14 protein-coding genes are annotated in these 25,568 nt (G+C 74.7%); 6 read left to right on the top strand and 8 right to left on the bottom strand.

Going from position 1 to position 25,568, the window contains the following annotated elements; genetic code table 11:
- The first annotated feature begins 45 nt into the window (after positions 1 to 45).
- Positions 46 to 615, top strand: a complete 570-nt coding sequence (locus tag AB0K34_RS19205) for a dihydrofolate reductase family protein (RefSeq protein ID WP_138641956.1) — start codon at positions 46 to 48, stop codon at positions 613 to 615.
- Here AB0K34_RS19205 and AB0K34_RS19200 read toward each other — a convergent pair.
- Genes AB0K34_RS19200 through AB0K34_RS19185 form a run of 4 tightly spaced genes read right to left on the bottom strand, consistent with a single transcriptional unit; the run spans position 587 to position 5,649 of the window.
- Positions 587 to 3,790, bottom strand: coding sequence for a BTAD domain-containing putative transcriptional regulator (locus AB0K34_RS19200; RefSeq protein ID WP_364550053.1), 3,204 nt, complete (start codon positions 3,788 to 3,790; stop codon positions 587 to 589). The two genes, AB0K34_RS19205 and AB0K34_RS19200, sit on opposite strands and share 29 nt — an antisense overlap.
- 20 nt (positions 3,791 to 3,810) lie before the next feature.
- Positions 3,811 to 4,008, bottom strand: coding sequence for a hypothetical protein (locus tag AB0K34_RS19195; RefSeq protein WP_364550051.1), 198 nt, complete (start codon positions 4,006 to 4,008; stop codon positions 3,811 to 3,813).
- Positions 4,009 to 4,017: 9 nt separating this feature from the next.
- On the bottom strand, positions 4,018 to 5,040 hold the full coding sequence (locus tag AB0K34_RS19190) for a DUF418 domain-containing protein (protein ID WP_364550049.1): 1,023 nt from the start codon (positions 5,038 to 5,040) through the stop codon (positions 4,018 to 4,020).
- 12 nt (positions 5,041 to 5,052) lie between these two features.
- Positions 5,053 to 5,649, bottom strand: coding sequence for an exonuclease (locus AB0K34_RS19185; RefSeq protein WP_364550047.1), 597 nt, complete (start codon positions 5,647 to 5,649; stop codon positions 5,053 to 5,055).
- Between the two features lie 230 nt (positions 5,650 to 5,879).
- Here AB0K34_RS19185 and AB0K34_RS19180 point away from each other — a divergent pair, with 230 nt between their 5' ends.
- Positions 5,880 to 6,296 (top strand): SRPBCC domain-containing protein, encoded by a 417-nt coding sequence (locus AB0K34_RS19180; RefSeq protein ID WP_364550045.1) that lies wholly within the window; start codon positions 5,880 to 5,882, stop codon positions 6,294 to 6,296.
- Positions 6,297 to 6,335: 39 nt separating this feature from the next.
- Here the strand turns inward: AB0K34_RS19180 and AB0K34_RS19175 are convergent, their stop codons facing one another.
- Both AB0K34_RS19175 and AB0K34_RS19170 read right to left on the bottom strand, forming a co-directional pair.
- Positions 6,336 to 7,118 carry a DNA-formamidopyrimidine glycosylase family protein gene (locus AB0K34_RS19175; RefSeq protein WP_364550043.1) on the bottom strand — a complete coding sequence of 261 codons (783 nt, stop codon included), beginning with the start codon at positions 7,116 to 7,118 and terminating at the stop codon, positions 6,336 to 6,338.
- A 29-nt stretch (positions 7,119 to 7,147) separates the two neighbouring features.
- Positions 7,148 to 8,443, bottom strand: coding sequence for a salicylate synthase (locus AB0K34_RS19170; protein WP_364550041.1), 1,296 nt, complete (start codon positions 8,441 to 8,443; stop codon positions 7,148 to 7,150).
- 91 nt (positions 8,444 to 8,534) lie between these two features.
- On the opposite strand from AB0K34_RS19170, the gene AB0K34_RS19165 reads away from it, so the two are divergent.
- From AB0K34_RS19165 to AB0K34_RS19150, 4 genes are all read left to right on the top strand, one after another.
- The gene (locus AB0K34_RS19165) at positions 8,535 to 20,528 is read left to right on the top strand and encodes an amino acid adenylation domain-containing protein (protein WP_364550039.1); all 11,994 of its coding nucleotides are present in this window, start codon (positions 8,535 to 8,537) and stop codon (positions 20,526 to 20,528) included.
- A 100-nt stretch (positions 20,529 to 20,628) separates the two neighbouring features.
- On the top strand, positions 20,629 to 21,648 hold the full coding sequence (locus tag AB0K34_RS19160) for an iron-siderophore ABC transporter substrate-binding protein (protein WP_364550037.1): 1,020 nt from the start codon (positions 20,629 to 20,631) through the stop codon (positions 21,646 to 21,648).
- Between the two features lie 14 nt (positions 21,649 to 21,662).
- On the top strand, positions 21,663 to 22,952 hold the full coding sequence (locus AB0K34_RS19155; RefSeq protein WP_364550035.1) for a lysine N(6)-hydroxylase/L-ornithine N(5)-oxygenase family protein: 1,290 nt from the start codon (positions 21,663 to 21,665) through the stop codon (positions 22,950 to 22,952).
- 18 nt (positions 22,953 to 22,970) lie between these two features.
- A complete protein-coding gene (locus tag AB0K34_RS19150; protein ID WP_364550033.1) occupies positions 22,971 to 23,168 on the top strand; it encodes an MbtH family protein in 198 nt (65 codons plus the stop codon).
- A 57-nt stretch (positions 23,169 to 23,225) separates the two neighbouring features.
- Here the strand turns inward: AB0K34_RS19150 and AB0K34_RS19145 are convergent, their stop codons facing one another.
- Both AB0K34_RS19145 and AB0K34_RS19140 read right to left on the bottom strand, forming a co-directional pair.
- Entirely contained in the window at positions 23,226 to 24,089 is an 864-nt protein-coding gene (locus tag AB0K34_RS19145; RefSeq protein WP_364550031.1) for a PHB depolymerase family esterase, read from the bottom strand.
- A gap of 99 nt (positions 24,090 to 24,188) precedes the next feature.
- A complete protein-coding gene (locus AB0K34_RS19140; RefSeq protein ID WP_138638601.1) occupies positions 24,189 to 25,454 on the bottom strand; it encodes an MFS transporter in 1,266 nt (421 codons plus the stop codon).
- Between the last annotated feature and the right edge of the window lie 114 nt (positions 25,455 to 25,568).

Below are 25,568 nucleotides of genomic sequence, written 5' to 3'. Positions count from 1 at the left end.
CATCGAACCGGCGGGGAGCCGCCGGAGGACAGAGGGAGCAGCACGATGCGCAAGCTGATCGAGTCGACGTTCGTGTCACTGGACGGGGTCATCAACGACACCACGCCGTCGACGGCGTCCCGGGCGGAGCCGCAGCACTGGGGCATGCCCTACTGGGACGAGGACCACAAGAACTACTCGGCCGGCCTGATCACCAGGGCCGACGCCATCCTCGTCGGACGGGTCACCTACGAGGGGATGGCGGACGCGTGGCTGTCGCGGGCCGGGGACCCCGGCGCCGACATGATCAACGCGATGCCCAAGTACGTGGCGTCGCGGACGCTGACCGAGGCCCCCAAGTGGAACGCCACCGTCCTCAAGGACGTCCCCGAGGAGGTCGCCAAGCTCAAGGAGCAGCCGGGCAAGGACATCCTGAAGTGGGGCACCGGCGAAGTCGACCGCACCCTCGTCGAGCACGGCCTGGTCGACGAGTTCCACTTCTGGTACTTCCCCGTCATCGTCGGGGCCGGCCGGCACCTGTTCGAGGACGCGGGCTTCGACACCACGCACCTGAAGCTGGCCGACGTCAACCAGTTCGCGTCGGGGATCACCGTCCACGTCTACGTCCCGAAGTAAACGGCGGTGCCCCGGTCAGGCCCGGCCCTCGTCCGCGAGGGACCGGGCCTGTTCGGGCGTGAGTTCGGCGCCCTGCTGGAAAAGGGCGTCGAAATCGGGCTCCGCGTCGCGGACGGCCGCCGTGATCCGGTCGAGTTCGGCGCGGTCGGAGGGCGACGGCGGCAGGACGGTCCCGCGCCGGGTGGTCTCCACGGCGCCGAGCAGCCGCGCGGCGACGCCGGGGCGTCCGTCCAGCGCCAGCGCCTCCGCCATGCCCGCGAGCGCCCACGCCATCCCGCGCGCCGAGCCCTGGTCGCGGCACGCCGCGAACGCCTCCCGGTGGTGGGCGAGCGCCGTCGCCGGGTCGCCGCGCCGCGCGGCCAGCATTCCCAGCTCGGCCAGGACCATCGGCAGGTACGGCGGGCGGCTCTCCTCGGTCTGCCGCCCCCGGGCCGTCGCCAGCAGCCAGCGCAGGTGCTCCTCGGCCTCGTCGAGATCGCCGCCGCGGCGCGCGGCGAACGCCACCGAGATGGTGGCGAACACCTCCCCGGCCTGCCCCTGCTCGGCCGCCAGCCGCCGCGCCCTGCTCGCGGGCGCTCGCGTGGTCGCCGGCCTGCACCGACGTCCAGGCGAGCCAGCTCAGCAGGTCGGTCACGTCGGACCAGAGCCCGAGATCCTCCGCGATGCGGAGGCCGTCCCGGGCGAGCCGGGCCGCCGCGGCGTGGTCGCCGGCCATGTCCGCGAGGCCGATCAGCCAGTTCGCGGCCTGGAGCACGCCCCACTCGTCGCCCAGCTCGGCGAACAGCTCGCTGCCGCGCCGGGCGTCGTGTTCGAGGGCGTCCGTTTCCTCGCGCATGTGGGCGAGGACGGTGCGGATGCTCAGCACCGCCGCCTCGCCCCAGCGGTCCCCGGTGGCGAGGGCCGTGCCCAGGGCGGACGCCAGGAGCTTCGCGATGGTCGTCTCGTCGCCGAAGCTGATCATCGAACTCGCGATGAACCACTGGGCCCGGACGCGTTCGACCGGATCCGCCACCGCCTCCACGTCGCGCAGCACCTCGGCGACCCGCTCCGCCCCGGCCCGGCCCCGCAGGAGCGCCAGCCCGGCGTGCCAGGCCGCCGCCTTCGCCCGGACGCCGGCGGGCGCCTCGCCCGGCACGTCCAGGGCGGCGGCGAGCGCCCGGTCGGCCTCGGTGAACCGGCCGCGCAGGAACCAGTACCAGGTCAGCGTCCCGGCCAGCCGCAGCGCGCGCTCCGCCGCGCCGTCCCCGCAGAAGGAGTCCAGGGCCGCGCGCAGGTTCGCGCTCTCGGCGTCCAGCCACAGCAGCCATTCGCGCTGGCCCGGCCCGCGCAACCGCGGATCGGCCGTCTCGGCCAGCGCGAGGTAGTGGTCGGCGTGCCGGCGGCGCAGCTCCGCCTCCTCCCCGGCCTCCCGCAGCCGGTCGTGGCAGAACGCCGACACCGACTCCAGCAGCCGGAACCGGGGCCCGGGCGCGCGGACGACGAGGGAACGGTCCACCAGCCCGGCGAGCAGGTCGAGCACCTGGCCGGGCTCGACCTCGTCCCCGGCGCACAGCGCCTCGGCGGCGTCGAGCGTGCACCCGCCGGAGTGGACGGCGAGGCGGCGCAGCACGGCCCGCTCCGGCCCGGTCAGCAGCCGCCAGCTCCAGTCGATCACCGCGGTCAGGGTGCGCTGGCGGGCGGGCGCGTCCCGCGGCCCGGTGCCGAGCAGGCCGAACCGGTCGCGCGGCACGCGCAGGCGGGCCGCGAGCTCGGCGACGCCCAGCGCCGGCACCCGGGTCGCGGCGAGTTCGAGGGCGAGCGGGATGCCGTCCAGCCGGCGGCACACCTCCGCCACGGCGGCGACCGTCTCCGGCGCCGGGTCCAGCCCCGCCCGCGCGAGGAACAGCCGGACGGCGGGCGACCGCGACAGCCGGTCCGGGTCGTCGGTGCCCGGGACGTCGAGGGGCTCCACGTCCCAGCGCGCCTCGCCGCGCAGCCGCAGCGGCTCCCGGCTCGCGGCCAGCACCCGCAGGCCGGGCGCGGCCGGCAGCAGCCCACCGGTCAGTTCGGCCACCGGCTCGATCACGTGCTCGCAGTTGTCCAGCACCAGCAGCATCCGCCGCTCGCGCAGCGCCGCCGCGAGCCGCGCCCCGGTGCCCGTCTCCGCGTCGCCCGGCACGTCCGGGATGGACAGGACGGACAGCACGGTCTCCGCCGGGTCGCCGCGCCCGTCCCACGTGGTCAGGTCGACCAGCCACACGCCGTCCGGGTACGCGTCGGCCACGGCGTGGGCGGTCGCGAGCGCGACGCTGGTCTTGCCCACGCCGCCCGGACCGGTCAGGGTGACGAGCCGTCCCGTCGCCAGCAGTTCGCGGACGCGGCGGACGTCGTGGTCGCGTCCGATCAGCTCGGTCACCGGGGCCGGCAGGTTCGAGGTGGGCCTCACCGGACGCGGCGCGGGCGCCGGCGCCCGCTCGGACGGGTCGCCGGCCAGGATCGCCGCGTGCAGCGCGGTCAGCTCCGGGCCCGGGTCGAGCCCCAGCTCGCCGGCGAGGCGGCGGCGCAGGTCCTGGTAGCTCTCCAGCGCCTCGCCCACCCGGCCCGCCCGGTAGAGGGCGCGCATGTGCGCCGCGCGCAGCCGCTCCCGGTACGGCTCCCGGGCCACCTGCTCGCCCAGCTCGGCGACCAGCTCGCGGTGCTCGCCGAGGGCGAGGCGCGCCTCGGCGAGCGCCTCCGCCGCGACCAGCCGCCGCTCCTCCCAGCGGGTCACGGCGGCCTGCGCGAACTCCTCGTCCGCGAAGTCGGCCAGGGCCGGGCCGCGCCACAGGTCCAGGGCCTCCGTCAGGAGCCCGGCCCGGGTCCGCGGGTCGCCCGCCGCCTGCGCCAGCTCGGCCAGGTGCGCGAACCTCGCCGCGTCCACCGCGCCGGGCGCGGCCCGCAGCGCGTAGCCGGGCGGCTGCGACACCACGAGGTCGCGCGCGCCGGGCTCGGCGCTCGCCAGCGCCCGCCGCAGCTGCGACACCCGCACGTGCAGCGCGGCCGTGGAATCGGCCGGTGCCGCGTCGCCCCACAGGTCGTCGACGAGCCGGTCGGACGATACGACGCGTCCTTCGTGGACGAGCAGGTCCGCCAGCAGCGCCCGCACCTTGCGCCCAGGGACCGTGACGGGCTCGCCATGGTCCGTCCAGGCGGCCAACGGCCCCAAAACCCCGAATATCACCGCGCCAGCCTACGAAGCGGCCGCGCGGTCCGCGCGGGCTTTCCGGGAGGCGGATTACCAGAGAACGGCACCTCGCGGGCGCCCCGCCGGAGGCGGAAGCCCTGCAGGCCGACCGGCCAGGTCACGTCGTCGTACTCCGGGGTCGGCTCGTCCTCGAAGAGCCAGATCAGGTCCGCCAGGTCGGGTACGTCCATGGACGGACGCTATCGGCACCCGTCACGGGACGGAGACCACCGCAGCCCGGCCGGACCATGCCGCGAGGACCCGCGTGAGCTGTTCGGTACGAAGCTCCACCAGGTCAGGCAACGCCACACCCATTCGAGCGGTCCGTATCGGGCGCGGCGCAGCCACAGCATGCCGAAAGTCAGTTCGGCCACGAACACGCCCATGCCGATGGCGAGAGCGATTCCATAGCCGTCGTCGAGGTGCAACGCCTGATCGGATATCAGGATCAAGGGCGTGGCCACGATGTAGCACGTCAGTGCCATGCGGCCGACGGGCGACAGTGGGCGCAGCGCCTGTCGGATCGGTGTACGGAGTAGGAGCACGATGGCGATCACGTAGGTCGCGGCTGTCACCAGTCCGGCCACGGTCGCCGCACGTGAGGTGGAGTCGGAGCCGTAGTGGATCTGCTGAACGTTCAGGGCGATGGCGATTACGGAAGTTATGGCCAAGACCGTGCAGATGCGGCTCGTCGGGAGGGTGAGCAGTCTGTCCGGGCCGTATCTCGCCGCTGCGAAGCCGATCAGAAACAGGCCGGGGATGAGCGTGCTGCCGCCGGCGAGCAGCGCGGCGGCCGCGGTGGCGGCGGTCCCCAGCGCCAGGACCGTGCGCCGACCTGGCAGGTAGGACGCCGGGAGGAGCACGATGATGCCGATGACGGCATAGGTCAGCAGGACCTCGCGCGGTTGCAGCAGGCGGTGCAGCGCACCGAAGGGCACCAGGAAGCCCAGGCGGGCCAGCATGAGCAGGCGGGGGCTGCGCGTCCGCCCCTGGACGGCGTCCAGGAACAGCCCGAAGCTCAGTCCGAACAGGAACGAGAAGATCGGGAAGAATCTCTGGTGCAGGAGGGTCTCAAAGGCCCAGTGGCCGAGGCCGCCTGTAGCCGAGGATGGTGCTCCCGTGAGGGTGACGGTGTTCGCCAGGGTGATGCCGAAGAGTGCGAAGCCGCGGAGGACGTCGACCTCGGTGATGCGGGCGGGTTGCGCTCGCGGCGGTGTCGGCACCAGGCGACGACATCACGGATTGCCCCGTCCGGGCCAGTGGGTGAGGTTCTGGAAGAGTTCGGCCTGTTCTATCGCGTCGTCCAGGGCGTTGTGGGTGTGGGGCTGGTCGGAGAGCAGTTCGGGTGGCATCTGCCTCTTGGTCGAGCGGGTGACCATGGCGTTCGTTTTGGCCGCGTAGAGGCTCTTCAGGTCCAGGTGCCGCGAGTGCCCGAACGGGGAGCCGGTGTCGGCGAAGCGCGTCCAGTACCAGTACAGGAACATCCAGTCGAAGCCGAGCGGGTAGGCGACCAGGACGGGTGAGGCGTTCGCCGCCGCGGTCACCTCCGTCACCCAGGCCGTGGCCGCGTTCATCGCCTCGGCCGGTTCGCGGCCCTCGGCGGCGAGCAGGTCGCGGTCCAGGCCGCTGACCGCGAGTGCCTCGGGGACGTACTCGTCGCTGATGGGTTTCAGTTCCGCGTAGAACGTGGACTCGGCCGGGTCGAGCGGCGTGAAGTCGCGTCCGTCGGAGGTGCCGCACGCCGCCATGCCGAAGCTCAGCATGGAGTACGGCCCGGGGATCGGCCCATCGGCCTCGACGTCCACCGAGATGTACAGCTCACGCTTGGGCATCGGCGGCCTCCGCGTGATCCGGGGCGGCGGGGTACCGGGGCCTCGGGGGGAGCGCGTCGCTGGTCATCCGGCCATCCTCCCGCAATGTCGTACCGGAGTGCTGTCCTCATGGAGCGCGCGCCGAGAGTGCTCGGGAAATTAGTCACTGTTCTTGACTGTCATCGATCGTTACTATAGTTTGAGTGTCAGTCGGGCCCCCACCGAGCGGGGGCCGGAGAAGGAGGAGAGCCATGGGTACCGCCGGTTTCGACTACGCCATCACCCGCACGCTGGACGCCCCGGTCGAGAAGGTCTGGGACGCCTGGACCGACTCCGACGTCTACGGCAAGTGGGCCAGCGCCGAGGACGTCTCCCTGGACGTCCGGCCGGGCGGCGCCTGGAGTTCGGTCATGGTCATCCCCGGCGGCGCCCGCGTCCCGCTGACCGGCGTCTACACCGAGGTCGTGCCGAACGAGCGCCTGGTCATGGGGATGGACGTCCCCGGCGGCGGCGACCAGGTCCTGATGACGATGGAGCTGGCCGCCGACGGCGACCGCACCAAGATCACCCTGTCCCAGAGGTTCGACGGCGCCGAGGAGCGCGACCAGGCCGAGCAGGGCAGCACCATGCTGCTGGACGGCCTTGCCGGATACCTGGCCACGGCGTGAACCACGGCGGCGGCACGTGATCGCGGGCGTTGAGCGTTCTCAGCGCCCGCGTTCGCCTCGCGCGGGCTGGCAGGCGGGGCACCAGACGGTCCGGCGGCCCGAGACGCGGCGGCTGCACAGGGGAGTGCCGCAGCGGGGGCAGACGGGGTCGGGCCTGTCGCGGGCGCCGGTGAGCCAGGTGCGGCGCGGCGGGACGCGTTCGGCCTCGACCGAGTCGCGCAGCACGCGGCGCAGGGCGCGGTGGAGGGAGGCCACTTCGGCCGCGTCCAGGTCCGAGGCCGTGCGCAGCGGGTTGACGCGGGCGCGCCAGCAGATCTCGTCGGCGAGCAGGTTGCCCAGGCCCGCGATGACGGTCTGGTCGGTCAGGGTCGGTTTCAGCCGTCCGCGGCGGTGCGACAAGAGGCCGGCGAGGTCGCGCCGGGAGACCTCCAGGGCGTCCGGGCCGAGGTCTCCGAGCACCTCGCCGGCGTCGTCCAAGTGGACGCCCTGGAGCTTGCGCATGTCGCGGTAGCGCAGTTCGCCATCTGGGAGGCGCCAGACGACGCGGTCGTGGCGGTGTCGCGGCTCGGCCGCGCCGTGCCAGGTGAGCGAGCCGGTCATGCCGAAGTGCAGCAGGAGGACGGGGCCGCCGGCCGGGGCGATGAGCCACTTGCCGTGCCGCCGCGGCTCCTCGAACCGGTGGCCGCGCAGGGCGTCGCGCAGCGCGCGGGCGGTGACGCCGCGCAGCACGCCGGCGTCGAGGACGGCGACCCCGGTGATCGGTTCGCCGGAGTGCTCGGCGAGCACCCGGCGGAAGCCCTCGACATCGGGAAGTTCCGGCATGGCGGGTCCCCTACCCGCCATGCGGCGGGTCAGCGGCGGACGACGTAGGGTGCGATGCTGGAGAGCTTCTCGCAGGTCTCCTCGTACTCGCGCTCGGGCGTGGACGCGCTGACGATCCCGGCGCCGGCCCGCAGCCAGGCGCGGCCGCCCTCGCTGTAGAGGGCGCGCAGGACGAGCGCCGAGTCGAGCGAGCCGTCGTGGGAGACGGCCACGACGGCGCCGGAGTACATGCCCCGGCGGTCCTCGAGGCGGGTGATCGCCTCGATCGCCGCAGGCTTCGGGATGCCGGACGCGGTCACGCCGGGGAAGAGGGCCTCCAGGGCGTCCCAGGGGGAGCGGCCGGACGCGAGGACGCCGGACGCGCGGGAGCCGAGGTGCTGGACGCTGCCGCGCTCCTTCACCGTCATGAAGTCGGTGACCTGGACGGTGGCGGGGTCGCAGACGCGGCGCAGCTCCTCCATCGACGTCCGGACGGAGACGGCGTGCTCGAAGATCTCCTTCGGGTCGTTCTCCAGCTCGCGGCGGCTGCGGGCGTCGGTCTCGGCGCCGGCGCCGAACGCGCGGGTGCCGGCGAGGGGCTGGGTCATGACGCGGCCGCCGGCGTCCACGGTCGCGAGGACCTCGGGGCTGAACCCGGTGGCCTGGAAGCCGCCGAGGTCGAGCAGGAACGAGCGGGCGGGGGTGTTCGCCTCGCGGCCCCGCGCGTAGGTCGCGATGACGTCGACGGGGTGCGGGACGTCCAGCCGGCGGGAGACGATGACCTTCTGGTAGCGGCCCGCGTGGATCTCGGCGACGGCCGCCGCGACCTTGGCGCGGTAGGCGTCGCCGTCGACGCGGACGTCGACGGGGGAGGGGGTCCCGGCGACCGGGCCGGCCTCGGCGAGCAGCGCGGCGACCCGCGGCGCGTCGGCGCCGGTGACGCGGGCACGGCCGTCCTCGATCCGGACCTCGGTGCGCGGCACGATCAGGTGCGCGAGCCGCCCGGCGGGGCGCGGCGCGGCGAACTCGAACGCGATCCAGCCGTAGGCGTTCCAGGCGGGCAGCGGGGCGTCGGCGAAGGTGTCGCGGAGCGCGTCGGCGGGGCGGCCCGACCAGGGCTCGGTGGACGGCGGGCGCCCCGGCCAGCGGACGTGGACGGTGTCGGCGTCGAGGACGACCTCGCCGAGCACGCCGCCCGCGAACGTCCACGAGCCGGGCCGCTCGTACACCACGTAGTCGCCGAAGAGGCCGGACCCGGCCAGCCGGGCCATGGCGGCGAGCGGCTCGGCGGTGCGTTCCAGCACGAGCTCCGTGGGGTTCGCATCAGTGCGCAGACCGATGGACAAGGCAGCCAACTCCCTCTGCGGCCGGAAGATCAAGTTAGGTAAGGCTAACCTTGTGCGTCGTCCATAGGCAAGGCTAACCTAACCCGCGATCATGGAGTCGGACGAAAGAGCGGGCGTGCAGACGACGACGGCGCGGCGGCGCGAACTGATGCGGCGGATGATGGCCGAGGCCGGGCTGGGGCCGGGGACGTCCGGGATCGCCCCGCGCGGGTCGGACGGGCCGGCGCCCCTCTCCTACGCGCAGCAGAGCATGTGGCTGCACCACCGCACGTTCCCGGACAGCCCCGCCTACAACGTCTGCCTGCTCGTCCGCATGGACGGGCCGCTCGACACCGGCGCGCTGCAAGAGGCGCTGCGCGGCCTGATCCGGCGGCACGCCGTCCTCCGCACGACCTACGCCGACGCCGAGGGGGAGAGCGCCGTCCAGGTCGTCACCGACGACGACTCCCTCGAGCTCCCGCCCGTCCCCTGCGACGACGCCGGCGCGCGGGCGGCGGAGCTGGCCGCCCTGCCGTTCGACCTGCGCGGCGACCGGCCGATCCGGCTGGAGCTGCTGAAGCTCGGCGAGGACGCGCACGCGCTCGTCCTCGTCGTCCACCACATCGCGTGGGACGGGATGACCTGGGGTTCGCTGTCGCGCGACCTGTCGGCCCTGTACCGCGCGGCCGCGACCGGTGAGCCGGACGGGCTCCCGGCCCTCGCCGTCCAGTACGCCGACTACGCCGAGTGGGAGCAGCGGCGGCCCGCCGACGAGGCCGACCTGGCCTACTGGCGCGGGCGCCTCGACCCGCCGCCCGCGCCGCTCGACCTGCCCGCCGACCGTCCGCGCGGCGCCGCCGCGACCGAGCGCGGCGGGCGCCGGGCGCGGCGCTTCGACGACGCGGTGACGGAGGGGATGCGCCGCCTCGCCGCCGAGGAGAACCTCACCCCGTACATGGTGATGCTCGCCGCGTACGCCGTCCTGCTGCACCGCTACACCGGGTCCGAGGACATCGCGGTCGGGTCGGCGGTGATGAACCGGGAGCACGCCGAGACCGAGCGGCTCGTCGGCAACTTCGGCAACACGCTGGTGATGCGCACCGACCTGTCGGGCGCGCCGACGTTCCGGGAGGCGCTGCGCCGCACCGGCGCGACGGTCACCGAGGGCTTCGCGCACCAGGCCCTCCCGTACGACCGGATCGTCCGGGAGCTCCGCCCCGCACGGGGCCGGGGGCGGTCGGCGTTCTTCGACACCATGCTGCTGTTCCTCGCGCAGGAGATCGGCGAACTCGACCTGCCCGGGATCACGTCGAGCTGGACGCACGTCCACAACGGCACCACCCATTTCGACCTGTCGCTGGAGGCGTTCGTCCGGCCGCGGGGCATGACGGTCGAGGCCACGTTCCGGCGCGAGCTGTTCGAGGACGAGCGCATCGACGCGCTGCTCGCCCACCTGGAGACCCTCCTCGCCGACGCGGTCGCCGACCCTGACCGCCCGATCGGCGCCCTGGAGCTCATGGGCGAGGACGAGCGCGCCCTCATCGAGGACGCGAACGACACCGGCCACCCCGTGCCGGACACCGACGTCGTGGCGCTGTTCGCCGAGCAGGCCGCCCGCACCCCCGGCGCGACGGCCGTCGAGACCGGGGCGGAGTCCCTCACCTACGCCGAGCTGGACGAGCGGTCGTCGGCGCTCGCGGCGGAGCTGCGCGCCCGGGGCGCCGGGGCCGAGAGCGTCGTCGCGCTCGCGCTGCCCCGCACCCCCGGCCTCGTCGTGGCGCTGCTCGGCGTCCTGAAGGCGGGCGCCGCGTACCTGCCGCTCGACCTCGACCATCCCGCCGACCGGCTCGCCTACATGCTGGACGACGCCCGGCCGCTGTGCGCGATCGCCGCACCGGAGACCGCGCACGTCCTGCCCGGCACCACCGACCTCCTCATCCTCGACGGTCCCCTGGAGTCGGCGAGCGCGGCGCCCGCCGCGACGCGTCCCGACCAGCTCGCCTACGTCATCTACACCTCGGGCTCGACCGGCCGCCCCAAGGGCGTGGAGATCCCGCACGGCGCGCTCGCCAACTTCCTCCTCTTCACCCGGGACCGGCTGGGCCTCGGCGAGGGCGACCGGCTCGTCGCGGTGACGACGATCGCGTTCGACATCGCGGCGCTGGAGCTGTTCGCCCCGCTCATCAGCGGCGCGACCGTCGTCCTCGGGGGCCGGGCGGACGTCCGCGACCCCGCCGCGCTCGCCGGGCTGCTCAAGGGCGCCACGGTCGTCCAGGGCACCCCGTCGCTGCTCGGCACGCTCGACCCGGCCGCGCTGGAGGGCCTGCGCGTGCTGGTCGGCGGCGAGGCGCTGCCCGCCGCGCTCGCCGAATCGCTGGCGGAGCGGGCGGCGCTGGCCACCAACCTGTACGGGCCGACCGAGGCGACGATCTGGGCGACGGCCGCCGACCTGCCCGCGTCCGGCATCGGCACCCCGTTCTGGAACACCCGCGCGTACGTCCTGGACGCGCGGCTGCGCCCGGTGCCGCCCGGCGTGCCCGGCGAGCTGTACCTGGCGGGCGCGCAGCTCGCCCGCGGCTACACCGGCCGCCCCGACCTCACGGCGGAGCGGTTCACCGCCGACCCGTTCGGGCCGCCCGGCTCCCGCATGTACCGGACGGGCGACCTCGCGCGCCGCGCCCGCGACGGGTCGGTCGAGTACCTCGGCCGCACCGACGACCAGGTGAAGATCCGCGGGTTCCGGATCGAGCCCGCGGAGGCGCAGGCGGTGCTCGCCGCGCAGCCGGGCGTCGCGCAGGCCGCCGTCGTGGTCCGCGAGGACCGCCCCGGCGAGCCCCGCCTCACCGGCTACTACGTCCCCTCCGGCGGGGAGACCGGTGCCGCGGCGCTCCGGGACGCGCTCGCCAGGGCGCTGCCCGAGTACATGGTGCCGTCCGCCCTCGTCGCCCTCGACGCGCTGCCCCGCACGGTCAACGGCAAGCTCGACCGCGCCGCGCTGCCCGCCCCCGAGGCCGAGGTCTCCGGACGCGCCCCGCGCGACGCCCGCGAGGCCGCGCTCTGCGCGATCTTCGCCGAGCTGCTCGGCGAAGAGGGCGTCGGCATCGACGACGACTTCTTCGCGCTCGGCGGGCACTCGCTGCTCGCCACCCGCGTCGCCGCCAGGGCGCGCGCCGTGCTCGGCGCCGAGCTGTCCATCGCGGACGTCTTCGAGGCGCCGACCGTCGCCGCCCTCGCGCCCCGGCTCACCGCGACGGACGCGGTCCGCGTCCGCGACGTCGAGCGGCCCGCGGTCGTACCGGCGTCGGCGGCGCAGCGCGGGCTGTGGCTGGAGGAGCGGCTGCGCGGCCCGTCCGCGTCGTACGCGCTGCCGCTGGGACTGCGCCTGCACGGCCCCGTGGACGCGGACGCGCTGAACGCGGCGCTGGGCGATGTCGTCGCCCGCCACGAGGCGCTGCGCACGCTGCTCGTCGAGGGGCCGGACGGCCTGCCCGTCCAACGCGTCCTCGCACCGGACACCGCCGTCCGCCTCTCCCTCGTCGACGCGCGCGGCGAGACCCCCGAACGCCTCGCCGCCATCGAGCGGGACGCCACCGCGCACGCCTTCGACATCGGCCGCGACCTGCCCGTCCGCGGCACCCTCATCCGGACCGGCGACGACGACTGGTCGCTGATCCTGCTCCTGCACCACGCCGCCGCCGACGAATGGTCGTTCACGCCGCTGCTGGCCGACCTGGCGCACGCCTACGAGGCCCGGCGGGACGGGCGCGCGCCGGCCTGGGAGCCGCTGCCCGTCCAGTACGCCGACTACGCGGCCTGGCAGCGCGAGGCCGCACCCGCCCCGGCACCGCAGCTCGACTTCTGGGCGCGGACCCTCGCGGGCCTGCCCGAGGAGACCGTCCTGCCGTTCGACCGGCCGCGGCCGGCGGAGGCCAGCCACCGGGGCGGGCTCGTCCCGTTCCGGCTCCCCGCCGCCGGGGTGCGGCGGCTCGCCCGCGACACCGGGACCAGCGTGTTCATGGTGCTGCACGCCGCCGTCGCCGCGCTGCTCCAGCGGTCCGGGGCGGGCGACGACATCGCGCTCGGCTCGCCCATCGCCGGCCGCGCCGACGAGGACCTCGCCGGCCTCGTCGGGGTGTTCGTCAACCCGCTCGTGCTGCGCACCGACCTGTCCGGCGACCCCGCGTTCGCCGAGCTGCTGGAGCGGGTGCGCGCCGCCGACCTCGCCGCGTTCTCGCACGCCGACGTCCCGTTCGAGCGGGTCGTGGACAGGCTCGCCCCGGAGCGCTCACTGGCCCGCAGCCCGCTGTTCCAGGTGATGATCGTCCACCAGCGGCTGGACGACGTGCGGCTCGCGCTGCCCGGCGTCCGCGCCGAGCCGTTCCTGCCCGGGACCGGCGGCGTGAAGTTCGACCTCGACCTGTACTTCGCCGAGGGCGACGACGAGGTCCAGGGGTTCGCGGCGTTCGCCGCCGACCTGTTCGACGCCGCCACGATCGAGGGTCTCCTGGACGGCCTGGGAGACCTGCTCGCCCAGGTCACCGCCGACCCCGGACGGCGGCTCTCCACCCTCGGCGCGCCCGTCGAGCACCCCGACACGGCCCGCGAGTTCGCCGTCGAGACGGCCGCCGCGCTCATCGAGGAGCAGGCGGCGCGCACCCCCGGCCGGACCGCCGTCGTCTTCGGCGGCACCGCCCTCACCTACGCCGAGCTCGACCGCCGCGCCGAGGCGCTCGCCGACCGGCTCGCCGCCGCCGGCGCCGGCCCCGAGCGGGTCGTCGCGCTCGCCCTGCCCCGCTCGGACGACTTCGCCGTCGCGCTGCTCGCCGTGCTCAAGACGGGCGCCGCCTACCTGCCGCTCGACCTGTCCTACCCGCCCGCCCGCATCGAGGCGATGCTGGACGCGGTGCGGCCCCTGCTCGTCCTCGGCCGCGACGAGCCGCCGCGCGACGCACCCCGCCGCGCCCGGCCGGACCTCCACCCCGACCACCCCGCGTACGTGGTCTTCACGTCCGGGTCGACGGGGACGCCGAAGGCCGTCGCCGGCACCCAGCGCGGCCTCGCCAACCGGCTCGCCTGGGGCGCCGGCCTCGCCGCGCCCGGCGTCCGCGTCGCCAAGTCCTCGCCCGCGTTCATCGACGGGACGACCGAGCTGCTCGGCGGCCTCGCCGCCGGGGACACCGTCGCCATCGCCGACGACGCCACCGCGTCCGACGCCGTCGCGCTCGCCGAGTTCATCGAACGGCACGGCGTCCGGCTCGTCACGCTCGTCCCGAGCCTGCTCGCCGCGTTCGCGGAGCACGGGCTGCCGCCGTCCGTCACCACCTGGATCAGCAGCGGTGAGGCACTGCCCGCCGCGCTCGCCGCGAAGGTCCCGGCCCGGCTGATCGACCTGTACGGGTGCTCCGAGGCGGCCGGTGACAGCCTCATCGCCCTGCCCGGCGAAGGAGGGGGACTGGCCCCGATCGCCAACACCCGCGCCTACGTCCTGGACGCCGCGCTCCGCGAGGTCCCCGCCGGGGAGCTGTACCTGGCGGGCGACGGGCTGGCGCGCGGCTACCTCGGCGACCCCGCCCGCACCGCCGAGCGGTTCGTCGCGAACCCGTTCGGCCCGCCCGGCTCCCGCCTCTACCGGACCGGCGACCGCGTCCGCCGCCGCCCCGACGGCGGGCTCGACTTCCTCGGCCGCGCCGACGGGCAGCTGAAGATCCGCGGGTTCCGGATCGAGCCGGGCGAAGTCGAGGCCGCGCTCGCCGCCCGGCCGGGCGTCCGGCGGGCCGCCGTCGCCGCGCACGGATCCCGCCTCGTCGGCTACATCACCGGCGACGCCGACCCCGAGGACGTGCAGGCGTCGCTGCGCGGGCTGCTGCCCGGCTACCTCGTCCCGTCCGAACTGGTCGTCCTGGACGAGCTGCCCCTCAACCCGAACGGCAAGGTCGACCGGCGCGCGCTGCCCGAGCCGGGCCGGCCGGCCGCCGGGCGGGCGCCCGCGACGGAGCCGGAACGCGTCCTGGCCCGGCTCGTCGCGAGCGTCCTCAGCCGCGACGCCGCCGGCGCCGACGACGACTTCTTCCGCACCGGCGGCGACAGCATCAGCGCGGCGCTCCTCGTCGCCCGCGCCCGCCGCGCCGGGCTGTCGTTCACCGTCCGCGACGTGTTCCGCCTCCGGACGGTCGAGGCGCTGGCGCGGGCGGGCGCGGCCACCGCGGGCACCGCGCCCGCCCTCCACCCCGAACCGGCCGGGGAGCTGCCGCTGTCCCCGCTCCAGGAGGGGCTGCTCTTCCACCTGATGCTCGCGGGCGAGGGCCGCGACATCTACGTCCAGCAGGCCGTGGTGACGCTGTCCGGGCCCGTCGCCCCCGGCCGGATGGCGGACGCGGCGCGCGCCGTTCTGGAGAAGTTCCCCAACCTCCGCGCCGGGTTCCGGACGGACGGCGACCGCGCCGTGCAGTTCGTCTCCGACGGCTTCGCGGTGCCGTGGACGCACGCCGAGGTGCCGCGCGACGGCCTGGAGGCGTTCATCGACGCGCAGCGCGCCGAGCCGTTCGACCCGGGCCGCCCGCCGCTGATCCGGTTCGCCCTCGCCACCCTCGCGGAGGACGACCACCGGCTGGTGCTGACCTCCGAGCTGATCCTGCTGGACGGCTGGTCCGGCGGCCTGCTCGTCACCTCGCTGCTCGACTCCTACACCGATGCCGCCGCCGAGCTGGCCCGCCCGGTCCCGCCGTTCCGCGCGTTCCTCGACTGGGTCAGCACCCGCGACAAGGACGCCGCCGTGGACGCGTGGCGCCGCGCGCTCGACGGCTTCGGCGAGCCCGCGCTCGTCCGCCCCGGACTGGTCGACAAGCCCGCCGACCTGTCGGCCGCCGGGGAGCTGCACCGGCCGCTGCCGCCCGGCCTCGCCGGGCGCCTCGACGCGGTCGCCCGCGACCGGGGCGTCACCCCGGGCACCCTCTTCGAGACCGCGTGGGGCCTGGTCCTGATGGGCCTCACCGGACGGGACGACGTCGTCTTCGGCGCGTCCGTCTCCGGCCGCCACCCCGACGTCGACGGCGTCGAATCCATGGTCGGGCTGCTGTTCAACACGATCCCCGTCCGGGTGCAGGCGGGCCCTGCGGACGCGCTCGCCGCCGTCCTCGACCGCGTCCAGGCGGCGCAGTCCGAGCTGTTCGACCACTCCTACGTCGCGCTCGCCGACGTCCAGCGCGCCACCGGCCTCGGCACGCTGTTCGACACGCTGTTCGTCTTCCAGAACTTCCCCGGCATGCCGACCGACCGCGGCTTCGGCCCGGACGGGGACCTGCGCGTCCTCGGCCGCGAGGTCCGCGACGCCACCCACTACCCGATCACGATGGTCGTCGAGCCCGGCGCCGGCCTGCGCGTCATGTACCGGGGCGACGCGTTCACCGAGGCGGAGGCCGACCGCATCACCGACCGGTACGTGTCGGTCCTCCAGCGGCTCGCCGACGCCCCGGAGACGCCCTGCCACCGGCTCGACCTGCTCCTGCCCGAGGAGCACGACCGGCTCCACCGCGACTGGGACGGCGCGCGGCACCCCGTCCCCGAGCTGACCGTCGCGGAACTGCTCGCCGCACGCGCCGCCGAGCAGCCGGACGACCTCGCGCTCGTGTCCCTCCCCGACGTCCGGCTCACCTACGGGGAGCTGAACGCCGAGGTCAACCGCCTCGCCCGGCTGCTGCTCGCGAACGGCGCGGGCCCGGAGAAGGTCGTCGCGCTCGCGCTGCCGCGCTCCGCGCAGATGGTCGTCGCGCTGTTCGCCGTTCTGCGCACGGGCGCCGCCTACCTGCCGCTCGAACTCGACTACCCGGCCGACCGGCTCGACTTCATGCTGCGGGACGCCGCCCCGGCCTGCCTGGTCTCGCACCGCGAGATCGCCGCCGGCCTCGCCTTCTCCGGCACGACGCTCGCGCTGGACGACCCCGGGACCGCCCGCGCCCTCGCCGGCCTGCCCGGCACCGACCCGTCCCCGGACGAGCTGCCCGGCTTCGCCCCCGGCACCCCCGGACGGCTCGACCACCCCGCCTACGTCATCTACACCTCCGGCTCGACCGGGCGCCCCAAGGGCGTGGTGACGCCGTACCGCGGCCTCACCAACATGCAGTTCAACCACCGCGCCCACATCTTCGACCCCGTCGTCGCCTCCGCCGGGCGGCGGCTGCGCATCGCGCACACCGTCTCGTTCTCCTTCGACATGTCGTGGGAGGAGCTGCTCTGGCTCATCGAGGGCCACGAGGTGCACGTCTGCGACGAGGACCTGCGCCGCGACGCCGAGGCGCTCACCGCCTACCTGCGGCGGCACCGCGTCGACGTCATCAACGTGACCCCGACCTACGCCCAGCAGCTCCTCGACGAGGGGCTCCTGGACGGCGGGCACCGGCCGCCGCTCGTCCTGCTCGGCGGCGAGGCCGTCCCCGCCTCCGTGTGGGACCGGCTCGCGCGGGCCGAAGGCGTGCTCGGCTACAACCTGTACGGGCCCACCGAGTACACGATCAACACGCTCGGCGGCGGCACTGAGGACAGCGCCACCCCGACCGTCGGCAAACCCATCTGGAACACCCGCGGGTACGTCCTGGACGCGTGGCTGCGGCCCGTCCCGCCCGGCGCGCCCGGCGAGCTGTACATCGCGGGCGACGGGCTGGCGCGCGGCTACCTCGGCCGCGCCGACCTGACCGCCGAGCGCTTCGTCGCCGACCCCTTCCGCACCGACCCGTCGGCGGGGGGCCGCATGTACCGGACGGGCGACCTCGTCCGGGTCCGCGCGGACGGCAACATCGACTTCCTCGGCCGCACCGACGACCAGGTGAAGATCCGCGGCTACCGGGTCGAGCTGGAGGAGATCGAGACCGCGCTCGCCGCCGAGCCCGGCGTCGGGCAGGCGGCGGTCGTCGCCGCCGACACCGGCGTGCCCAGCGTGAAGCGGCTCGTCGGCTACATCGTCCCCGACGGCTCCCGGGAGGGTGCCGCCGACGAGCAGCTCGCCGAGTGGCGGCAGATCTACGACGCCGAGTACACCGAGGTCGGCACGGTCGTCCACGCCGAGGAGTTCGCGGGCTGGGACAGCAGCTACGACGGCGCCCCCATCCCCCTGGACGACATGCGCGAATGGCGGGAGACGACCGTCGACCGCATCCGCGCGCTCTCCGGCCGGACCGGGCCCCGCCGCGTCCTGGAGATCGGCGTCGGCGCCGGCCTCCTGCTCACCCGCCTCGCCCCCGAGAGCGAGGAGTACTGGGGGACCGACTTCTCCGAACCCGTCATCGCCAAGCTCAGGCACGACCTCGGTGACGACTCGGGCGTCCGGCTGAGCTGCCGGCCCGCCCACGACACCGCCGGCCTCCCCGAGGCGCACTTCGACACCATCGTGATCAACTCGGTGGTGCAGTACTTCCCGGGCGCCGGCTACCTCCGGGACGTCATCGCCAAGGCGATGCGGCTCCTCGCCCCCGGCGGGGCGCTGTTCATCGGCGACGTCCGCGACCTGCGGACCGTCCACTGCCTGCACGCCGCGATCCAGCTCGGCCGCGGCGGCGGCGACCTCGACGCCGTCGAGCGCGCCGTCCGGATGGAGAAGGAACTCCTCCTCGACCCCGCCTTCTTCACCGCCCTGGACGGCCCCGCCCGCGTGGACGTCCTCACCAAGCGCGGCACGCACCACAACGAGCTGACCCGCCACCGCTACGACGTCGTCCTGCGCAAGGACGCCCCGCCCGCGCCGCGGACCCCGGCCGTCGACTGGACGACCCTCGACGCCCTCAAGACCAGGCCGGCGGGCCCGCTGCGGGTGCGGGGGATCCCCGACCCCCGGCTGTCGGGCGAGACCGCAGCGTGGCGGACGCTGCGCGACGGCGGCTCGGCGGACGAGGCCGGGCAGGCGCTGACCACCCGCGACGGGATCGAGCCGGAGACCCTCCACGCGCTCTTCCCGGACGCCGTGCTCACCCCCTCCGACCGGCCCGGCCGCTACGACGCCGTGTTCGGCGGGGGAGCGGCGAACCTCCCGGCGGAGCCGGGCCGGCCCCCGGAGGCGTACGCGAACGACCCCGTCGCGGCGCGCGACCACGGCGTGCTCGCCGCCCGCGTCCGGGAGAGCCTCAAGAGTCGGCTGCCCGGCTACATGGTGCCGAGCGCGGTCATGACGCTGGACGCGCTGCCGCTCACCGTCAACGGCAAGCTCGACCGGCGCGCCCTGCCCGAACCCGGGCAGGACGGGCCGCGCAAGGCGGGCAGGCCGCCGCGCACCCCCGTCGAGCGGCTCCTGTGCACGCTGTTCGCCGAGGTCCTGGACGCCCCCGGCGCCGGGATCGACGACGGCTTCTTCGACCTCGGCGGGCACTCGCTGCTCGCGACGCGGCTCGTCGGCCGCGCCCGCGCGGTGCTCGGCGCCGACCTCGCGATCCGCGACCTGTTCGAGGCGCCGACCGTCGCCGAGCTGGCGGAGCGGGTGCACCGCGACGCCGGCGCAGAGCCCCGGCCCGCGCTGGCGCCGCGGGAGCGGCCCGAGCGGATCCCGCTGTCGTCGGCGCAGCGCCGGCTGTGGCTGCTCGACCAGCTGCTCCGCGAGGACGACGGCCCGCGCGGCGCCTACCACCTGCCGCTCGCGGTGCGGCTGCGCGGCGACCTCGACCGCGCGGCGCTGGAGGCGGCGATCGGCGACGTCACCGCCCGGCACGAGAGCCTCCGGACCGTCTTCACCGAGCACGACGGCACCCCCTACCAGCGGATCCTGCCCCCGGAGGAGGCGCGGCCCGTGCTGGAGGTCGCCGACTGCGCGCCCGAGGACGTGATCGCCCGGCCGTTCGACCTGTCCCGGGACGTCCCGCTGCGGGTCGCGGTGTTCCCGGAGGGCGAGCGCGAGCACCTGCTGCTCGCCGTCTTCCACCACATCGCCTTCGACGAGTGGTCGTTCGGGCCGTTCGCCCGCGACGTCGCCGAGGCGTACGCCGCCCGGCTGGACGGGAGGGCCCCGGCATGGGAGCCGCCGCCCGTCCAGTACGCCGACCACACGCTGTGGCAGCGGGAGCTGCTCGGCGACCCCCTCGACCCCGGCAGCGTCCACGCCCGGCAGCTCGACCACTGGGCCCGCGCCCTGGCGGACCTGCCCGAGGAGATCCCGCTGCCGGTGGACCGGCCCCGCCCCGGCACCGTCGGGCAGCGCGGCGGCACCCTCGCCACGGAGCTGCCCCCCGGCCTGGCCGCCCGGCTGCGCAAGGTCGCGCGGGACGCGAACGCCAGCATGTTCATGGTCTGCCAGGCCGCCGTCGCCGCGCTGCTGCACCGCACCGGCGCGGGCGACGACATCCCGCTCGGCAGCCCCGTGGCCGGGCGCACCGAGGACGCCGCCCGCGACCTCGTCGGCTTCTTCGTCAACACGCTCGTGCTGCGCGCGGACGTGTCCGGCGACCCGTCGTTCGCGGAGCTGCTCGCCCGCGTCCGGGAGGCCGACCTCGCCGGGCTCGCCCACCAGGACCTCCCGTTCGAGGCGGTCGTCGAGGCGCTGCGCCCGCGCCGCGTGCCCGGCCGCAACCCCCTGTTCCAGGTGATGGTCGGCTATGAGAACCAGGGGGTCGGCGACGTGCGGTTCCCCGGCCTGGAGCAGGGGGAGGCGCTGTTCGGGCCGGGCGCGGCGAAGTTCGACCTCGACTTCATCTTCCGCGAGGACGGCGAGGGGCTGCGGCTCATCGTCGACTACTCCGCCGACCTGTTCGACCGCGGCACGATCGCCGCGCTGGCGGACGGGCTGACCGGCGTGCTGGAGGCGGTCGCCGCCGACCCCGGCGCGCGGGTCGGCGCGCTGCCCTCCGTGCTCACCGCGCGCGCCGTCACGGCGGAGGCCGCCCCGGCGGCGGCGCGGGGCACCGACGACCGGGAGGCGGCGCTCTGCCGGATCTTCGCCGCCGAGCTCGGCGTCCCGGAGGTCGGCCCGGACGACGACTTCTTCGACCTCGGCGGCCACTCGCTGCTCGCCATGCGGCTCGTCCGGCGGATCAGGAGGGAGCCCGGATGCGCGGACCTCAAGGTCGCGGCGCTGATGGCGGCGCCGACCGTCGCGGGGCTGCTGGCCCGGCTCGGCCCGGCCGGGCCGAGGTGAGCCGCCTCATACCGGCGCACCCATTGCGAGGTTAGGTGAGGCTAACCTAAGATCCTTGATCAGTATCCCCCCGAAGATCCTGGAAGGACACCGGTCCTCTATGCGCACCAAGATGCGGCGCCTGGCCGCCTCCGCCGCGCTCGTGCTGAGCCTCGGCACGCTCGCGGCGTGCGGCGGCGGCGACGAGCCCGCCGGCGGCTCCTCCGGCGGCGAGTCCGCCGGGGCGTTCCCGGTCACCATCACCCACAAGCTCGGTACCGCGAAGGTCGAGTCCGCGCCGAAGCGGATCGTCGCGCTCGGCGAGGTCGACCAGGACGCGCTCCTCGCGCTCGGCGTCACCCCCGCGGGCATGGCGGAGCTGACCGGCGTCCAGCCCGACGGCCTCGCGCCCTGGACCGCGCCCAAGCTGACCGGTGCCAAGCCCAAGCTGCTGAAGGCGGGCGAGGCCGGGTTCAACCTGGAGGAGATCGCCGCACTGCGGCCCGACCTCATCCTCGCGGGCGGCGACTTCTCCATCGACAAGGAGTACGAGAAGCTCTCCAAGCTCGCGCCGACCGTCGCCTACCAGACCGGCCCGGCCGAGGACACCTGGCAGCAGATCACCCTGCAGACCGCCAAGGCCGTCGGGCGCGAGGACGACGGCAAGAAGCTCGTCGCCGACGTCGAGGCCAAGATCGCCTCGGTGAAGACCGAGCACCCCGAGCTGAACGGCAAGGGCTTCGCGTTCACCAGCATCTTCCCCAACGGCAACATCGGCGTGATGAAGTCCAAGGACGACACCAGCGTGAAGCTGCTGGAGCAGTTCGGCATGACGCTGCCCGAGCAGCTCGCCAAGCTGCCCGGGGACGGCTTCGCCGCCGAGCTGAGCATGGAGAAGATCTCCGTCCTGGACGTGGACGTGCTGCTCAGCCACTACAACGACGACGCCGCGACGCAGAAGAAGATCGAGGGCGGCAAGCTGTTCGCCGACCTCGCCGTCGTCAAGCGCGGCTCCTACGTCCCGCTCGACCTGAAGGCGTTCTGGCCGCTGCGCACCCCGACCCCGCTCGCCGTCCCGTACGTCGTCGACAACGTCGTCCCGAAGATCGCCGAGGCCGCCGGCAAGGTGAAGTCCGCCTGATGCAGGAGGAGCGCATGCAGCCCCGTGTCCACGACGTGGTCGGGATCGGCTTCGGCCCGTCCAACCTCGCCCTCGCCGTCGCGCTCGCCGAGGAGGACGAGCGGCGGGGCGCGGACGGCCGCCCCGGCGTGGACGCGGTGTTCTTCGAGAAGCAGCCGGGGTTCGGCTGGCACCGGGGGATGCTGATCGACGGCGCCACCATGCAGGTCCACTTCCTCAAGGACCTCGTGTCGCTGCGCAACCCCGCGAGCCGGTACTCCTTCCTCGCCTACCTGCACGCCCGCGGCCGGCTGGTCGACTTCGTCAACCACAAGACGATGTTCCCGACCCGGGTGGAGTTCCACGACTACCTCGAATGGACGGCCGCCGCGTTCGCCGACCGCGTTCGCTACGGGACGGAGGTCGTCGCGCTCCGCCCGCGCGACGACGAGGTCCTGGAGGTCGTGGTGCGCCGCGACGACCGGCTGGAGACGCACCTCGCCCGCAACGTGGTCGTCGGCGTCGGGCTCGAACCCGTCCTGCCCGAGGGCGTGCGGGCGGGCGAGCGCGTCTGGCACACCGAGGACCTGCTGACCCGGCTGGGCGAGCGCGAGAGCTGGAACCCGCGCCGGGTCGTCGTGGTCGGCGCGGGGCAGAGCGCCGCCGAGGCCGTCGAGTACCTGCACCGCACCTACCCGGAGACGGAGGTCTGCGCGGTCTTCGCCCGCTACGGGTACTCGCCCGCCGACGACAGCGCGTTCGCCAACCGCATCTTCGACCCCGCGGCCGTCGACCACTACTACGCCGCGCCCGACGACGTGAAGCGGATGCTGTTCGAGTACTCGCGCAACACCAACTACTCGGTCGTCGACCTCGACCTCATCGACGAGCTGTACCGGCGCGCCTACGCCGAGAAGGTCGCGGGCGCCGAGCGGCTGCGCATCCTCAACGCCTCCCGCGTCCTGGACGTCCGGGACGACGGCGGCGCGGTGCGCGTCAGAGTGGGGTTCCTGCCCACCGGCGAGGCCGCCGACCTCGACGCCGACGCCCTCGTCTACGCCACCGGCTACCGCGAGCGCGACCCGTTCGACCTGCTCGGCGAGGCGGGCGGCGACTGCCTCGCCGGCCCCGACGGGCGGCCCGTCGTGGAGCGCGACTACCGCCTCGCCACCGCCCCCGGCCGCTCCTGGGGCGTCTACCTGCAGGGCGCGACCGAGCACACCCACGGGATCGCCTCGTCGCTGCTGTCCATGACCGCGGTCCGCACCGGGGAGATCGTCCGGTCCATCGCCCGGCGCTCGGCCGACGTCACCCCGGCCGTCTAGAGGAGAGAGGAAGGCGCGATGACCAATCCGTTCGACGACCCCGACGGGACGTTCCGCGTCCTCGCCAACGCCGAGGGCCAGCACTCGCTGTGGCCGGCGTTCGCCGACGTCCCGGCCGGCTGGACGACGGTCTTCGGGCCCGACTCCCGGTCGGAGTGCATCGGCTACGTCACGGCCAACTGGAAGGACATCCGCCCGCGGAGCCTGGCCGGCTGACCCGGGGCGGGCGGCGTCCCCCGCGCCGCCCGCCCCTCCGTCCCTGCCCGCGCGCCGTCAGCTCGCGGGCAGGGACGGCCGGGCCGCGAAGAACTCGCCGATCATCCGGCTGGCGTAGGACGGCCACTCGTGCCCGCCGCCCTGCTCTGTGCACAGCGCGACCAGCAGCGGACCGGGCCCGGTGCCGACGCAGCCGTCCGGCCCGCCCGGCACCGGCCACGACAGCGCGGGCAGCTTGTTCACCCAGCGCCAGAACTCCATGACGACCTGCACGGCGAAGAACGGGAAGTGGACGTCGGCGTCCATGTTCCCGCCGCCCGTGTACGGCACGGACGGGTCGAGCGTCCCGTGGAACGCCAGCACCGACACCGGCTTCGCCGGGGTGCAGCCGATGGCGAGGGCGCCCGACACGACGGCGATCCCGGCGAGCCGCTCCGCCCGCTGGCAGGCGTACCGGTAGGCCATGCCGCCGCCGTTGGAGAAGCCGGTCATGAACACCCGGCGCGGATCGGCGACGCCCTGCTTCACCAGCGTCTCGATCAGCTCGTCGAGGAACGACATGTCGTCGATGCCCGCCCAGCGGGCGAACGAGCAGCACGCCCCGGCGTTCCAGGTGCCGAGGAACCCCTCGGGGTAGGCGACGGCATAGCCCTGGGCGTCGGCGACAGCGTCGAGCCCGCTCTGCCTGCGGACGTACTCGGGGTCGTTCAGCCCGCCGTGCAGCGCGACGATCAGCGGCAGCGGCTTCCCGGCCGGCCGGCCGGGCGGGAGGTGCAGCAGGTAGGGCCGGTTCCAGAAGCCCATGGCGATGGTGTGCTCCGACGTTCCTGGGGCGTCCTCGGAGGCCCCGGCGGGCAGGGGGTGGGCGACGAGCGCGGCGAGCACTGCCACGATCGTCGCCGCCCGCGCGGCGATCTTCATGGCACCCGATCTAACGCTTGGTGCGCGCGCGCCGCTACGCACCCGCGCGCAGAAAGAATCGGCGCTTTTTGGCGCGCGGGTGCGTAGCGGCCGGCCGTGCTACGAGCCGGACCCCGAGCCGGTCTCCGCGGCCTCGGTGATCTCAGCGCCGGGCTCGCCGCGGGCGGCCTCCGCGTCGACCTCGGCCTGGCCGCGCTCGGCCGCCGCGAGGTCGCGGTGCCCGAGGGCGAGGACCCCGATGCCGAGCGCGACCACGCCCGCGCCGATCGCGAACGGGACGTGGATGTTCGTGTGCTCGACGAGCCGTCCCGCCGCGTAGGGCGCGAGGCCGCCGCCGATGAACCGGACGAACCCGTAGGCGGCGGACGCGACGGGCCGCTCCACCGGCGCGATCATCATGACGGCCTGCGTGGTCACCGTGTTGTTCACGCCGATGAAGATCCCGGCGACGATCACCGCGATGACCAGCACCTTCTGCGAGTTCACGAAGACCGCGATCACCGCGACGTTCACCGCGAACAGCGCCAGGTTGCCGTAGAGGGTGCGGGCGAGGCCGAACCTGCGCTGCAGCAGCGGCGCGCCGAACACCGCGAACACCGCGACGAGGAGCCCCCAGCCGGTGAAGACCAGGCCGAGCCTCATCGCGCTCAGCTCCATCGGGAACGGCGCGTACCCGAGGACGGTGAAGAAGCCCCAGTTGTAGCAGAGCGCGGTCAGGCTCATGATCAGCAGGCCGCGGTGCCGGAGCGCCCTGAGCGGGTCGGCGATCGAGGTCTTGCGCGCGGGTCTCGGCTGCGGTTCGACGAGCACGACGGTGGCGATCAGCGCGGCGGCCATCAGCGCGGCGACGCCGTAGAACGGGCCGCGCCAGCTGATGTCGCCGAGGACCCCGCCGAGCAGCGGCCCGACGGCGATGCCGAGGCCGAGCGCGGACTCGTAGGCGATGATCGCGCCGCCGAGCCCGCCGCTCGCCGACGCCACGATGACGGCGAGGGAGGTGGCGATGAACAGCGCGTTGCCGAGCCCCCAGCCGGCCCGGAACCCGATGATCCCGGAGATGCTGCCGGACGTCCCGGCGAGGGCGCTGAACACCACGATCAGGGCCAGGCCCGCGACGAGGGTGCGCTTGGCGCCGATGCGGCTGGACACGAAGCCCGTCACCAGCATCGCGACCGCCGTGACCACCAGGTAGCTGGTGAACAGCAGGGTGACCTGGCTGGGGGAGGCGTTCAGGTCCTCGGAGATCGCGGGCAGGATCGGGTCGACGAGCCCGATGCCCATGAACGAGATGACGCAGGCGAACGCGACGGCCCAGACGGCCTTCGGCTGGCGGAACGGGCTCTGCGCGCCCGCCCCGCCCTGCATGGCTGGTTTCATACGCGGCTCTCTGGTGGTCGGTCGGAGTGTGCGGGGGGGAACCGGATTCCGGTGTATCACCGGCTTATATGTTAGTCAAACTAAGTATCTTGCCGGCCTGCG

Origin of the sequence: Actinomadura sp. NPDC049382, assembly GCF_040677125.1 — a bacterium.
GTDB lineage: Bacteria > Actinomycetota > Actinomycetes > Streptosporangiales > Streptosporangiaceae > Spirillospora > Spirillospora geliboluensis.
This window is presented reverse-complemented; position numbering and strand designations above follow the sequence as displayed.